Source organism: Paraburkholderia monticola (genome assembly GCF_001580545.1).
Classification (GTDB): Bacteria; Pseudomonadota; Gammaproteobacteria; order Burkholderiales; family Burkholderiaceae; genus Paraburkholderia; species Paraburkholderia monticola.
In genome coordinates this window covers 1-13,726 of the sequence record NZ_LRBG01000022.1, presented here as the reverse complement: position 1 = coordinate 13,726, position 13,726 = coordinate 1, and the positions used below count along the sequence as shown (strand labels likewise).

The window sequence follows — 13,726 nt, the reverse complement described above, 5'->3', positions numbered from 1 at the left end:
CGGTCTCGTCGCGTCGCGCGAGACCGGCCGCCGCGCCCCCACCTCGCACCGTTACTCAGGACAATTCATGGCTCACTCCAGCACTACAGGCGATTCCACAGGCAGCCGGTTCGCGCCGGGCCGTGGCCGCGACATCGTGTGTCTCGGGCGGCTGGCCGTCGATCTGTACGCGCAGCAGGTCGGCGCCCGGCTCGAAGACGTGGCGAGCTTCGCGAAGTATCTCGGCGGCTCGTCGGCGAACATCGCGTTCGGCTGCGCGCGGCTCGGGCTCGACGCGGCCATGCTCGCGCGCGTGGGCAACGATCACATGGGGCGCTTCCTGACCGAAACGCTCGCAAAGGAAGGCTGCGACGTGAGCCACGTGCGCATCGATCACGAACGGCTGACCGCGCTCGTGCTGCTCGGCCTGAAGGACCGCGACACGTTCCCGCTGATCTTCTACCGCGAGAACTGCGCGGACATGGCGGTCGACGAGGCCGATTTCGACGAGGCGTTCATCGCGTCGTCGAAAGCGCTGCTGATCACCGGCACGCACTTCTCGACCGCGCAGGTCAATCGCACGAGCCGCCGCGCGCTCGACTACGCGCGCCGCAACGACGTGCGCACCGTGCTCGACATCGACTATCGGCCGGTGCTGTGGGGACTCACGGGCAAGGCCGACGGCGAGACGCGCTTCGTCGCGAGCGAGGGCGTCAGCGCCCATTTGCAAGGCATTCTGCCGCTGTTCGATCTCGTGATCGGCACCGAGGAAGAATTTCGCATCGCCGGCGGCAAGACCGACCTCGCCGACGCGCTCGCGATGGTGCGCGCCGTGACGTCGGCCACGCTCGTGCTGAAGCGCGGGCCGCTCGGCTGTCAGATCATCGACGGCGAAGTGCCTCACTCGCTCGACGCGGCGCCGCTTCACGGCGGCGTAGAAGTCGAAGTGCTGAACGTGCTCGGCGCGGGCGATGCGTTCGCTTCCGGCTTTCTGTCCGGCTGGCTGCGCGATCAGCCGCTCGAGGCCTGCGCGCGCGCCGCGAACGCGAGCGGCGCGCTGGTCGTGTCGCGGCACGGCTGCGCCCCGGCGATGCCGACGCCGGCCGAGCTCGACTACTTCCTGCGCGAAGCACAGGCCGATCCGCAACGCATGCGCCGCCCGGATCGCGACGCGAAGCTCGCCCGACTGCATCGCGTATCGCCGGCGCGCAAAGCGTGGCACGAAGTGCTCGGCTTCGCATTCGATCACCGCAACCCGTTCTTCGAGCTCGCCCAGCAGACCGGCGCCGACGAAGCGCGCATCGCGCGGCTGAAGAACCTGTTCGTCGAAGCCGTCGCGCAGACCGAAAGCGCATTGAACCTGCACGGCAGCATCGGCGTACTGATCGACGACCGCTATGGTCAGGACGCGCTGAACGCGGCGACCGGCCGCGGCTGGTGGATCGGCCGCCCGGTCGAACTGCCCGGCTCGGTGCCGCTCGTGTTCGATCACGGCCGCTCGATCGGCACCACCTTGATCGCGTGGCCGCAGGAACACGTCGTCAAATGCCTCGTGCAGTTTCATCCCGACGATCCGATCGAGCTGCGGCTCGAACAGGAAGCGCAACTGCGCGCGCTGTACGACGCGACCCAGGCGAGCGGCCACGAACTGCTGCTCGAAGTGATTCCGCCGAAGCAGGCGTCGCTGCCGCAGGGTCCGGACATCGTGTATCGCGCATTGAAGCGCATCTACAACCTCGGCGTCTACCCCGAGTGGTGGAAGCTTGAACCGATGGACGCCACGCAATGGCAGGCCGTCGACGCGCTGATCGCCGAGCGCGATCCGTATTGCCGCGGCGTCGTGCTGCTGGGTTTGTCGGCGGCGGTCGAGCAGTTGAAGGAAGGCTTTCGCGCGGCCGCGCAAGCGGCGACCTGCCGCGGCTTCACGGTCGGCCGCACGATCTTTCACGAACCGGGCCACGCGTGGCTCGCCGGTGAAATCGGCGACGACGAATTGATCAGGCGCGTGCGCCAGACCTTCGAAACGCTGATCGCCGCGTGGCGCAGCGCGCGCGGCGAACCGACGACCCACGAGAAGTCTCATCACGCTCATCAGGAGCAGGCCGCATGAACGAGCGCATCATGCATGACGACACTCCCGCCACCCGTGGCACGACGCAAACGCACGCGCCGGCGCGCAGCGGCGGCACGACTCGCCTGACGATGGCGCAGGCACTCGTGCGCTATCTGGCCGCGCAACGCGTCGCCTGCGAAGACGGCAATGGCGTCGAACCGCTGTTCGGCGGCGTCTTCGCGATCTTCGGCCACGGCAACGTCGCGGGCATCGGCGAGGCGCTGTATCAGCATCGCGACACCCTGCCCACCCTGCGCGCGCACAACGAGCAGGCCATGGCGCACAGCGCGATCGCCTACGCGAAAGCGCACTTCCGCCGCCGCATGATGGCCGTGACGACCTCGATCGGCCCAGGCGCCACGAATCTGCTGACCGCGGCCGCGCTCGCGCACGTGAACCGTCTGCCGGTGCTGCTGTTGCCCGGCGATATCTTCGTGTCGCGCGCGCCCGACCCGGTGTTGCAGCAGCTCGAGGATTTCAACGACGGCGGCGTGTCCGCGAACGACGCGTTCAAGCCGCTATCGCGCTACTTCGACCGCATCGTGCATCCGGCGCAACTGCTGAGCGCGTTGCCGCGCGCGATCCGCGTGCTGACCGATGCCGCGTTGTGCGGCCCCGTCACACTCGCGTTGCCGCAGGATGTGCAGGCGCAGGCGTGGGACTTTCCGGCCGACTTTTTTGCGCCGCGCGTGGTGCGCCCTCACGCGCCCGCCCCGCGTAGCGACGATATCGACGCCGCATGCGCGCGCTTGCGCGCCGCGAAGCGTCCGCTGATCGTCGCGGGCGGCGGCGTGCTCTACAGCCGCGCGGCCGATGCGCTGCACCGTTTCGCGAGCGCGCATGGCGTGCCCGTTGCGGAGACCCAAGCCGGCAAAAGCTCGCTCGCCTGGAACGATCCGCTGAACACGGGCGCGCTCGGCGTGACCGGCTCGCCGGCCGCCAACGCGCTCGCCCATGATGCCGACTGCGTGCTCGCGCTCGGCACCCGCCTGCAGGACTTCACGACCGGCTCGAATACGCTGTTCACGCAAGCCGACGTGATCGCGATCAACGCGAACGGGTTCGACGCGCTCAAGCATCGCGGCTTCGTCGTCGAAGCGGATGTGAAGCTCGCGCTCGCCGCGCTCGCCGAGCCGCTGCAAGGCTGGCACGCGGAGCGCAGCTGGACCGCGCGCGCGCACAAACTCGCGGCCAGTTGGCGCGACACCGTGCAAACGCTCACGCACGCGCCGCAACGCGAGGCGGTGCTGCCCTACGAGGGCGACGTGATCGGCGCGGTGCAGCGCTCGAGCGCGCATTCCCCGACCGACGACATCGTCGTCTGCGCGGCCGGCACGCTACCCGCCGACCTGCACAAGCTGTGGCGCGCGGGCCGGCCCGGCGCGTATCACGTCGAATACGGCTACTCGTGCATGGGCTACGAGATCGCGGGCGGTCTCGGCGTGAAGCTCGCGCGGCCCGAGCGTGAGGTGATCGTGATCCTCGGCGACGGCAGCTACCTGATGATGAACAGCGAGATCGCAAGCTCCGTGATGCTCGGCGCGAAGCTGATCGTCGTCGTGCTCGACAATCGCGGCTTCGGCTGCATCAATCGACTGCAACAGACCTGTGGCGGCGCGCCGTTCAACAATCTGCTCGACGATTGCGTGCACGCACCGACCGGCGTGCCCCGCATCGACTTCGCCGCGCATGCGCGTGCGCTCGGCGCCGAGGCCGAGCACGTGGGCAATCTCGCCGAGCTCGAAGCGGCGCTGCAACGCGCGCGCGCGGCCACGCGTACGTACGTGATCAGCATCGACACCGATCCGGCTCGCACGACCGAAGACGGCGGCTGGTGGTGGGAAGTCGCGGTGCCCGAAGTATCGGCACGCGCCGAAGTGCGCGAGGCCCGCGCGAAGCACGAAGCGCAGCTCGCCGCGCGCGCGGCACCGTCCGCAGCGTCACAGGGCAACGATCACGAATGAAAACCATGAGGACTGAGGCATGACTGCTTTCGACGTACGGATCGGCATCAACCCGCTCTCGTGGATGAACGACGACCTGCCATCGCTCGGTGGCGAGACGCCGCTCGAGGTCGCACTGACCGAGGGTCGCCAGATCGGCTATCAGGGCTTCGAGATCGGCAACAAGTTTCCGCGCGAGCCGCAGGCGTTGAAGACGCTGCTCGCGCAATACGACCTCGCGCTCGTGTCCGGCTGGTACTCGGGACAACTGGCCAAACGCAGCGTCGCGGACGAAATCGACGCGGTCGGCCCGCATCTGGAACTGCTCGCGCAAAACGGCGCGACCGTCATGGTGTATGGCGAAGTCGCCGATTCGATCCAGGGCGCAGCGCGCCCGCTGTATCAACGGCCGCGTTTTTTCAGTGACGCGCAATGGGCGGATTACGCGGCGCGCGTCGACGAATTCGCGCGTTATACGCTGAGCCGCGGCGTTCGGCTCGCCTATCATCATCATATGGGCGCGTACGTCGAAACCCCGGCCGACGTCGATCAGTTGATGGCACGCACCAGCGACGCCGTCGGCCTGCTGTTCGACGCCGGCCATATCACGTTCGCGGGCGGCGACCCCGTGGCGGTGCTGGACAAGCACATTGCGCGCGTGTGTCACGTGCATTGCAAGGATGTGCGCCCCGCCGTGACGAAGCTCGCGCGCAATCGCAACTGGAGTTTTCTCGACGCGGTGATCGCGGGGGCCTTCACGGTGCCCGGCGACGGCGCGGTGAATTTCCCGGCGCTGATCGATCGCTTGAAGCGGCATGGTTATTGCGGCTGGCTGGTCGTCGAAGCGGAACAGGACCCGGTGGTCGCACCGTCGTTCGAGTATGCGCAGAAAGGCTATAGAACGTTGCGGGCGCTCGTCGATGCGCCCCTCGGCAAGGAGGCAGCATGAGCTTATTGGTGAAGGCCGAGCGCGAAGGCCAGACGATCGCGCGCGTCACGCCGCAGTCGGCCTGCTGGCGGTATGTGGGATTCGCCGCTTACCGGCTCGGCACGAGCGAAGTCGTCTACGTGTTCGAGCCGGCGCGCGAAGTGTGCATCGTCGTGCTGAGCGGCGCGGTCGATATCGAAACGCCGGACACGACGTGGAGTTCGCTCGGTTCGCGCGACAGCGTGTTCGAAGACGCGGCGCCGTATGCGGTGTATCTGCCGCCGAACGTACGCGCGACGGTGCGCGCGTGCCGCGACGCGGAGATCGGTGTCGCGAGCGCGCCGGCCAAAGGCGAGTATCCGGCGCGACTGATCGAGCCGGCGTCGATGAAACGCTCGACGCGCGGCAAGTCGCTGAATACGCGCTACGTCTGCGATATTCTTCCGCAGACCGAGCCGGCGGAATCGCTGCTGGTGGTCGAGGTGAGAACACCGGGCGGTCACGCGTCGAGCTATCCGCCGCACAAGCACGACACCGACAACGTGCCGCACGAAAGCTCGCTCGAAGAAACCTACTACCACCGCCTCGATCCGCCGCAAGGGTTCGCGTTCCAGCGCGTGTACACCGACTCACGCGATATCGACGAATCGATGGCGGTCGAGGATCACGACGTCGTGATGGTGCCGCGCGGCTATCATCCGGTCATCGTGCCGTACGGCTACGACTCGTATTATCTGAACGTGATGGCGGGCAGCCAGCGCGTCTGGCATTTCCATAACGATCCGGCGCATGAGTGGATCATCAATAAGGATGCTTGACTATTCGTCCGCGCGGCTGCCGTCCGTTCACACCACCAGGTTGGCGGAGTCGTCGCGAACGAAGCGTTCGATATTGTTCATCAACTGATCCGCGAGGCTTTGCTGCGCCTCGTCGGACGCCCACGCCACGTGCGGTGTGACGATCACGTTCGGCCGCGCGGCGATCCGCATCAACGGATTGTCGGCGGCGGGCGGCTCGCCCGAAAGCACGTCGAAGCCTATCCCGCTGATCAGCCCTTCGTCGAGCGCGCGCACCAGCGCTTCCTCATCGACGAGCCCTCCTCTCGCCGTATTGATGATGAGCGGCTTGCGCTGCATCGCGCGAAATTCAGGCATGGCGAGCATGCCGCGTGTCTGCGCGGTCAACGGGCTATGGATCGTGATGATGTCGCTCGTCGCCAGCACCTCGTCCCACGGCGTGTAGAGCGGCCCGAGTCCTTCGCGGCCCTTGTGCGCGGCGAATAGCGGCCGCATGCCGAAGACTTTCGCGATTTCGGCCACGCGCTGCCCCAGCACCCCTTCGCCGATGATCCCCAGCGTCATGCCGCCGAGATCGTGGATCGCGTGGTTGAAAAAGCAGAACTGGCCGGACTTCTGCCACTCGCCATTGAGCACGTCGTCGCGATAAGCGATCAGGTTGCGCCGTAACGCGAGCATCAACGCGAAGGTATGTTCGGGCACCGTGTTCACCGCATAGCCCCGGATATTCGACACGCGAACGCCCTGCCTTTCGCAGGCGGCCTTGTCGACGCAATCGGTGCCCGTCGCGGCCACCGCAATCAGCTTCAATGACGGTAATTGCGCGAGTACCTCGGCCGTCAGCGGCACCTTGTTGGTGATCGCGATGGTGGCACCGGCGAGGCGCGCCACGACCTGGTCGGGCGCGGTCTGCTCGAACTCGACGAATTCATGTTCGAACGCCGGGCGCGACAGACGGATCTGCGGCGCGAGCGTCGCGCGGTCGAGAAATACGATCTTCTCCATGCTGATTCCTGTTGAGCGTGTTGAAAAGGCTTAAAGATGGCGCTGCGCTTCAGCGACGATGTGCCCGGGCGTGATGCCAAAGTGTTCGTACAGCACCTCGGCGGGCCCCGAAGCACCGAACCCGGCCATGCCGACGAAGCCGCCGCGCTCGCCGAGGTAGCGGTCCCAGCCGAAACGCACGGCCGCCTCGACGCCGACGCGCACCGTGTTCAAGCCGAGCACCTCGTCACGATACGCGCGGTCCTGTGCGTCGAACAGCTCCCAGCACGGCAGTGACACGACGGCCGTCGGGATGCCTTTGCGCTGCAGGCGTTCGCGCGCCTCCAGCGCGAGCGCGACCTCCGAGCCGGTGGCCAGCAGCGTCACGAGGCGCTGGCCGCCCTCGGCCGCCGCGAGCACATAGCCGCCGCGCGCGCACCGATTCTCCGCGCCGTGACTCGTGCGCACGAGCGGCAGGTTCTGGCGCGCGAACACCATCGTGCTCGGGCCGCTCTGGTGCTCGTAGGCGAGCGCCCAGCATTCGGCGGCCTCGACGGCATCGGCGGGACGGAACACCCGCATGTTCGGCATCGCGCGCAACGACGCGAGAATCTCGACCGGTTGATGCGTCGGCCCATTCCTGCCGACGCCGATCGAATCGTGGCTGAACACGAACTTCACGGGCAGCCCCATCAGCGCGGCCATGCGCATGGCCGGGCGTTCGTAGTCCGCAAACGCGAGGTAGGTGACGGCCAGCGGTATCACGCCGCCATGGGCGGCCATGCCGTTCGCCATCGAGCCCATCAGGTGCTCGCGCACGCCGCAGTGCACGTAGGCGCCGCTGCGCTCCTGCGCGGTGAACGCATGCAGGCTGCGCTTGTGGCTCGTCGGCGCTTCGAGGTCCGCGCAGGCGACCATGCGCTCGGGCAGTTGCGCGAGCCGGTCGTTGATTTCGGCGGAGATCATGATGCCCGCCTGGGCCTCGCCGCGTTCGATGCTTTGCCGCTTGTAGTCTTCGAGTACGCGTTGCCAGCCGTCGGGCAAGCGGCCCGCCTGAATCCGCTCGAATTCCGCGCGCGCATCGGCGGGCAAGGCCGCGAGCCGCTCACGCCACGCCAGATATTCCGCATCGCTGCGGTGTCCCGCACCGCGCCAGGCGTCGAGCACGTCAGGCGGAATCTCGAACGGCGCATGCGGCCATCCGAGTTCGTTGCGCGCCGCGTCGGCATCGGCTTCGAACAGCTTGCCGCTGTGTCCGCCGCGCTGCCCTTGCAGACGCGCAATGCCGCGCGCGATCACGGTGCGGCACGCGATCATCGATGGGCGCGGGTCGCGGTTCGCTTCGGCGAGCGCGGCCGCGAGCGCATCGAGATCGTGTCCATCGGCTTCGATCACGTGCCATCCGGCGACCCGAAAGCGCGCGCTCACGTCTTCGCTGATCGAGAGCGTGGTGCTGCCGTCGTCGGTGATGCGGTTGTCGTCCCAGCAGAGAATCAGCTTGCCGAGTTGCAGGTGACCCGCCAGCGCGATCATCTCCTGGCCGACCCCTTCCTGCAGACAGCCGTCGCCGACGAACGCGTAGGTGTGGTGGTTGACGATGCCGTCGCCGAATTTCGCGTTCAGATACGCCTCCGCGACGGCCATGCCCAACGCGTTCGCGATGCCCTGGCCGAGCGGCCCGGTCGTCACTTCGATGCCCGCCGCGGTATCGAATTCGGGGTGGCCTTCGCAACGCGAGCCCATCTGACGGAACGACCGCAGTTCCTCGATGCCGAAGTGCGGATAACCCGTCAGGTGCAACAGCGCATAGAGCAGCATCGAACCGTGCCCATTTGAGAGCACGAAGCGGTCGCGGTCGGGCCATTGCGGATCGGCGGGATTGAACTTCAGATGTTGCGTGAACAGCGCGGTTGCGATTTCCGCCATGCCGAGCGGCACACCTTGATGACCCTCGCCGGCGCGCACGATGGCATCGATCGCAAGAAAGCGGATCGCGTTGGCGAGCGGCCGTGTTTCGTGCAACGGCATGAGTTCAGACATGACTTCTCCTTGCCGCGACGGCCTGCAGGCGGCGATGGTTTGAGTGAATCGGGAATGCGCCGCGGCTGTGAAACGCCGCGGCGCTGACGTCAATGCAGGAAACCGGTGGAAATCCAGGGCACGGCGGCCACGATGATCAAGCCGACCACGAGCGCGGCGAGATAGCCGACGATCGGCTTCATGCCTTCATCGGGATGGATGCGGCTCACGGCGCATGCCGAGTAATAACCGACGCCGAACGGCGGCGCGAACAGCCCCACGCCCATCGCCAGGATCACGACCATCGCATAGTGCACCTCGTTGATCCCGAGTTGCCGCGCGATCGGAAACATCAGCGGGCCGAACAGGACGATCGCGGGAATGCCTTCGAGCACGCTGCCGAGCACGAGGAACACCACGATCGACGCGGCGAAGAACGTCACGGCGCCGCCGGGCAAGCCCGCCATCGTCTGCGCGAGCTGGCTCGAGAAGCCCGACTGCGTGAGCGCCCATGCCATGCCCGTCGCGGCACCGATGATGAGCAGGATCGCGCCGGACAGCGAAGCCGTGTCGATCAGCATCGGCTTGAGCCGGGCCCATTCGAAACGCCGGTAGATCACGAGGCCCGCGAACACTGAATAGACGATGCCGATCGTCGACACCTCGGTCGCCGTCGCGACGCCTTTGACGACCGCCGCGCGAATCACGAACGGCAGCGCGAGCGCCGGCACCGCGACCACCAGCTTGCGGACGATTTGGCGGCGCGTCGCGCGACGCACGCCCGACAGGTCGTCGCCGCGATAGCGCCACCAGACGACGGAGCACAACGTGATCGCCAGCACGATGGCGGGCAGCATGCCGCCCGTGAACAGCGCGGAGATCGACACGCCCGTCACCGAGCCGAGCGTGATCAGCACGAGGCTCGGCGGAATCGTCTCGGTCTGCGCGCCGGTGGCGGCGAGCAGCGCGACGAGGTCGCCGGGTTTCGCGCCGCGCGCCTTCATCTCGGGGAACAGCACCGGCGCGATCGCGGCCATGTCGGCGGCCTTCGAGCCGGAGATGCCGGACACCAGATACATCGCGCCCACCAGTACATACGACAGGCCGCCGCGCACATGGCCGAGCAGACTCGCGAGAAACGAGATCATCGCGTTCGCCATGCCGGTCATCTCGATCAGCTGGCCGAGGAACACGAACAGCGGCACCGACAACAGGATCAGATGCGACATGCCCTCGTCCATGCGGCCGACCACCACGCTGAGCGGCGTGCTCGTCGTGAGCGCGAGATAGCCGAACGTCGCGAGCCCGAACGAAAAGGCGATCGGCACGCCACAGAGCACGCACAGCGCGACGAGCCCGACGAAGAAAATCAGCAGGTTCGCGTTGCCGAGATTCTGCAGCAGCGGACTGAGCGCCGCGAAACCTCCCGCGATTGCGGCCACCAACGCGAGCGCCGCGATCAGCATCGTCCAGTTCGCGGTGCGCATCAGACGCAGGCAGGCGACCGCGAGCATCAGCGCGCTGCCGACCGGCAGCGCCGCGGCACGCCAGGTGTCCGAGATGCCGAGCGCCGGCGTCGTGATGATGCCCTGATCCTGCGCGAAGTCGATAGCGGGCCCGACGATCAGCAACAGGAACGCGAGCGGCGCGGCGATCGCCACGAGCTCGAGGAATGCTTGCGTCTGCGGCGAGGCCTTGCCCACCAGCGCGGTCATGCGCATGTGCTCGCCGCGCCGCAACGCGATCACGGCGCCGAGCATCGCGAGCCAGACGAACAGCATCGAGGCCAGCTCATCGCTCCAGACGAGCGGCCGATGCAGCAGGTAGCGGCTCGTGACACCCGCCAGCAGCACGAGGATTTCGGCGACGACCAGCAGCGCGGCGGGAATTTCGACGCAGCGCGCGAGCGCGTTGTCGATCGCGACAACGAGGCGGCGCGGTGACGGAGGAGTCAGAGTGGTGGTGTGCATGATGTTCACACCAGCTTTCCGGCGTACTTTTCGAGCAGGCTCCAGCCCGGCTCGCCATACTTGCCCTTCCAGTCGCTGTAGAAGCTGGTCTTGCGCAACGCCTCGCGAAACGCCTGACGGTCCACCTCGACGACGTTGACGCCCTTCGCTTTCAGGTCGTTGCGCAACGAGCCATTGAGCTTCGCGATGTCGGCGCGCTGCAGCATGCCCGCCGCTTCGAATTCACGCGTCACGATCGCACGCATGTCGGCGGGCAGCTTCTCCCATGCGCGGCGATTGCCGAGAATCCAGTAGCCGTCCCACACGTGCGAGGTGAGGCTGATCGACTTCTGCACTTCGTAGAGCTTGGTCGTCGCGATGATGGGCAGCGGATTCTCCTGACCTTCCACGACCCCCGTTTGCAGCGCCGAATACAACTCGTTGAAGTTGATCGGCGACGGCCCCGCATCGAACGCCTGGAACAGCGAGGTGAGCATCGGCGCCTGCGGCACGCGGATCTTGAAGCCCTTCAGGTCGCCGGGCTGCTTGATCACGCGCGTGGAGGAGCTGATCTGGCGAAAGCCGTTGTCCCACACACGCGAGACGCTGACGATGCCGGTCTTCTCGATCTGCGCGCGGATGTAGGCGCCGAGATCGCCGTCCATCGCTTTCCAGACCGTGTCGTAGTCGGGGAACGCGAAGCCCGTGTTGACGATGCCCGCGGCCGGCGCGAGCGTCGCGAGAATCGACGAGGCCTGGTTGAAGAACTCCACACCGCCGCTGCGCACCTGCGAGAGCAGGTCGGTATCCGAGCCGAGCTGATTCGACGGAAAGACCTTGATGTCGAGCTTGCCGCCGGTGGCCGCGCGAATCTTGTCGCAGGCCTGCTGTGCGCGCACGTTGACGGGATGGGTCGGGTCCTGGCCGGTCGCGAGCTTGTACGAGAAGTCGGCGGCCGACGCGCGGCGGATCGGCAAACCCCACAGCGGCGCCGCGGCGGCGACGCTGGCGCCCGCTTTCAGAAAGGTGCGCCGGTCGATGCCCCGGCCGATGGTCGAACGATGGCTCATGGTGTGCTCCTCCAAGATGGATACGCGGATTTCGCGTTGTATGTCGTTTTGCACAGCACGCTCTATGGCGCGTTTGCCTGTACCCGGCGACTGCCTTGACGCGCGCGGCGGGCCGGAGGCCGCCGCGCGCCGCGCATCGCTGAGCCGGCTTTAGCCGTGAATCAGCATGCCGCCGTTGACGTCGATGACGGCGCCGGTGATGTACGACGAGATCGGCGCGGCGAGAAACAGGAACGCGCCGGCGACATCGTCGGGCACGCCCAAGCGGTTCAGCGGAATGCCCGCGAGAATCTCGCCGCGTTTGTCGTCGGGGATCTTGCCCGCGTTGATGTCGGTCTGGATCAGGCCGGGCGTCACGCAGTTCACGCGAATGCCGTCGGGGCCGAGTTCGCGCGCCATCGCTTTGGCGAGACCCAGCACGCCGGCCTTCGCGGCCGAATAATGCGGGCCGCCCAGAATGCCGCCGCCGCGCTGCGCCGATACCGACGACATGCAGCCGATCGAGCCGCTCTTCTGCTTCTTCATGTGCGGCACGACGGCCTGCGACAGATACAGCACGCCGCGCAGGTTCACGTCGAGAATGCGGTCCCAGCCGGCGGCATCGATATCGAGGAACTTCGCCGCTTGCGTGATGCCGGCGTTATTGATCAGCACGTCGATGGCGCCGAAGTCGGCCACGACCTGGGTGGCGGCGCTCTCGCACGCCTCGCGGTCGGTGACGTTGCAGGCGTAGCCGCGGTGCTCCGGGCCGATCGAGGCGGCCGCATCGCGCGCCGCCGACAGGTCGAGATCGAGAATGGCGATCTTCGCACCGTGCTTCGCGAACATCCGCGCCGTGGCCATGCCGATGCCTCGCGGCGAGGCGGCACCGGAAATAACGGCGACCTTGCCGTCGAGAAGACGCGATTCAGACATGATGCTGCTCTCCTTCGTGATAGGAATTGGACTGCGGTTGTGCGGGTTCAAGGCCGGCGTGGTTATCCGAGCCAGCCCTTGATGGTGTCGCTCATCGCTTCGGTCGAGATGCCGTAGCGATCGTGCAGCGTGGGCAGCGCGCCGGCGTCGAGGAACGCGTCGGGTAGCGCGATCTGGCGGAACGGCGGGGTGACGCCGGCCGTGAGCAGCGTGCGCGCCACCGCTTCGCCGAGCCCGCCGATCACCGTGTGGTTCTCCGCGACGATCACCATGCGGCCCGAACGCTTCGCTTCGCGCAGGATCGTGGCCGTATCGAGCGGCTTGATGGTCGGCACGTGCAGCACGCCCACGTCGACCTTGTCTGCCACCAGCGCTTTCGCGACTTCGAGCGAGCGCATCGTCATGATCCCCGACGAGATCAGCAGCACGTCGTTGCCGTCGCGCAGCAGCTTCGCCTTGCCCAGTTCGAAGCGGTAGTCGTATTCGTCGAGCACGGCGGGCACGTTGCCGCGCAACAGGCGCGCATAGACCGGCCCCTTGTGGGCTGAGATGGCCGGCACCATCTGCTCGATATCGAGCGCATCGCACGGATCGATCACCGTCATGTTCGGCATCGCGCGCATCAGCGCCAGGTCTTCCGCGGCCTGGTGGCTCGGACCGTAGCCGGTCGTGAGGCCCGGCAACGCACAGACGATCTTCACGTCGAGATTGTCTTCGGCGATCGTCTGATGCACGAAGTCATAGGCACGCCGCGTGCCGAACACCGCATACGTCGTGACGAACGGCTGCGCGCCTTCGTGCGCGAAGCCCGAGGCCGCGCCCATCAGCAACTGCTCGGCCATGCCCATCTGGTAGTAGCGCTCCGGAAACTCCTTCGCGAAGATATGCAGGTCGGTGTACTTGCCGAGGTCGGCCGTCATGCCGATCACGCTCGACTTCGCGCGCGCCAGTTCGACCAGCGCGTGACCGAACGGCGCGGAGCGCGTGAGCTGCCCTTCGCCCGCGATCGACGCGATCATCGCCGAGGTC

Annotated in this window: 10 protein-coding genes; 4 read left to right on the top strand and 6 right to left on the bottom strand. The window is 66.9% G+C overall.

Annotation, left to right across the window (positions count from 1 at the left end):
- Positions 1 to 67: 67 nt before the first annotated feature.
- Genes CI15_RS16955 through iolB form a run of 4 tightly spaced genes read left to right on the top strand, consistent with a single transcriptional unit; the run spans position 68 to position 5,781 of the window.
- Positions 68 to 2,089, top strand: coding sequence for a bifunctional 5-dehydro-2-deoxygluconokinase/5-dehydro-2-deoxyphosphogluconate aldolase (locus tag CI15_RS16955; RefSeq protein WP_062129482.1), 2,022 nt, complete (start codon positions 68 to 70; stop codon positions 2,087 to 2,089).
- Entirely contained in the window at positions 2,086 to 4,056 is a 1,971-nt protein-coding gene (gene iolD / locus CI15_RS16950; protein WP_062129481.1) for a 3D-(3,5/4)-trihydroxycyclohexane-1,2-dione acylhydrolase (decyclizing), read from the top strand. Before CI15_RS16955 ends, iolD begins: the two co-directional genes overlap by 4 nt.
- Before the next feature lie 19 nt (positions 4,057 to 4,075).
- Complete coding sequence (gene iolE, locus CI15_RS16945) at positions 4,076 to 4,984, top strand: myo-inosose-2 dehydratase (protein WP_062129480.1); 909 nt, start codon at positions 4,076 to 4,078, stop codon at positions 4,982 to 4,984.
- Complete coding sequence (gene iolB / locus CI15_RS16940; RefSeq protein WP_062129479.1) at positions 4,981 to 5,781, top strand: 5-deoxy-glucuronate isomerase; 801 nt, start codon at positions 4,981 to 4,983, stop codon at positions 5,779 to 5,781. Before iolE ends, iolB begins: the two co-directional genes overlap by 4 nt.
- Before the next feature lie 27 nt (positions 5,782 to 5,808).
- Here iolB and CI15_RS16935 read toward each other — a convergent pair whose 3' ends face one another.
- The 6 genes from CI15_RS16935 to CI15_RS16910 all read right to left on the bottom strand — a co-directional run.
- On the bottom strand, positions 5,809 to 6,765 hold the full coding sequence (locus CI15_RS16935) for a D-2-hydroxyacid dehydrogenase (protein ID WP_062129478.1): 957 nt from the start codon (positions 6,763 to 6,765) through the stop codon (positions 5,809 to 5,811).
- Positions 6,766 to 6,795: 30 nt separating this feature from the next.
- Positions 6,796 to 8,772, bottom strand: coding sequence for a transketolase (tkt, locus tag CI15_RS16930; protein WP_062129883.1), 1,977 nt, complete (start codon positions 8,770 to 8,772; stop codon positions 6,796 to 6,798).
- Between the two features lie 101 nt (positions 8,773 to 8,873).
- Complete coding sequence (locus CI15_RS16925; protein ID WP_062129882.1) at positions 8,874 to 10,733, bottom strand: TRAP transporter large permease; 1,860 nt, start codon at positions 10,731 to 10,733, stop codon at positions 8,874 to 8,876.
- 5 nt (positions 10,734 to 10,738) lie between these two features.
- Complete coding sequence (locus tag CI15_RS16920; RefSeq protein WP_062129477.1) at positions 10,739 to 11,782, bottom strand: TRAP transporter substrate-binding protein; 1,044 nt, start codon at positions 11,780 to 11,782, stop codon at positions 10,739 to 10,741.
- 150 nt (positions 11,783 to 11,932) lie between these two features.
- A complete protein-coding gene (locus tag CI15_RS16915) occupies positions 11,933 to 12,697 on the bottom strand; it encodes an SDR family NAD(P)-dependent oxidoreductase (protein ID WP_062129476.1) in 765 nt (254 codons plus the stop codon).
- A gap of 62 nt (positions 12,698 to 12,759) precedes the next feature.
- A partial coding sequence (locus CI15_RS16910) for a transketolase family protein (protein WP_174543238.1) occupies positions 12,760 to 13,726 on the bottom strand: 967 nt, incomplete at its 5' end.

What these genes read in the sequence shown, in the direction of transcription:
- CI15_RS16955 (WP_062129482.1), top strand. Translation starts at nt 68, where the DNA reads ATGGCTCACTCCAGCACTACAGGCGATTCCACAGGCAGCCGGTTCGCG.
- iolD (WP_062129481.1), top strand. Translation starts at nt 2,086, where the DNA reads ATGAACGAGCGCATCATGCATGACGACACTCCCGCCACCCGTGGCACG.
- iolE (WP_062129480.1), top strand. Translation starts at nt 4,076, where the DNA reads ATGACTGCTTTCGACGTACGGATCGGCATCAACCCGCTCTCGTGGATG.
- iolB (WP_062129479.1), top strand. Translation starts at nt 4,981, where the DNA reads ATGAGCTTATTGGTGAAGGCCGAGCGCGAAGGCCAGACGATCGCGCGC.
- CI15_RS16935 (WP_062129478.1), bottom strand. Translation starts at nt 6,765, where the DNA reads ATGGAGAAGATCGTATTTCTCGACCGCGCGACGCTCGCGCCGCAGATC.
- tkt (WP_062129883.1), bottom strand. Translation starts at nt 8,772, where the DNA reads ATGCCGTTGCACGAAACACGGCCGCTCGCCAACGCGATCCGCTTTCTT.
- CI15_RS16925 (WP_062129882.1), bottom strand. Translation starts at nt 10,733, where the DNA reads ATGCACACCACCACTCTGACTCCTCCGTCACCGCGCCGCCTCGTTGTC.
- CI15_RS16920 (WP_062129477.1), bottom strand. Translation starts at nt 11,782, where the DNA reads ATGAGCCATCGTTCGACCATCGGCCGGGGCATCGACCGGCGCACCTTT.
- CI15_RS16915 (WP_062129476.1), bottom strand. Translation starts at nt 12,697, where the DNA reads ATGTCTGAATCGCGTCTTCTCGACGGCAAGGTCGCCGTTATTTCCGGT.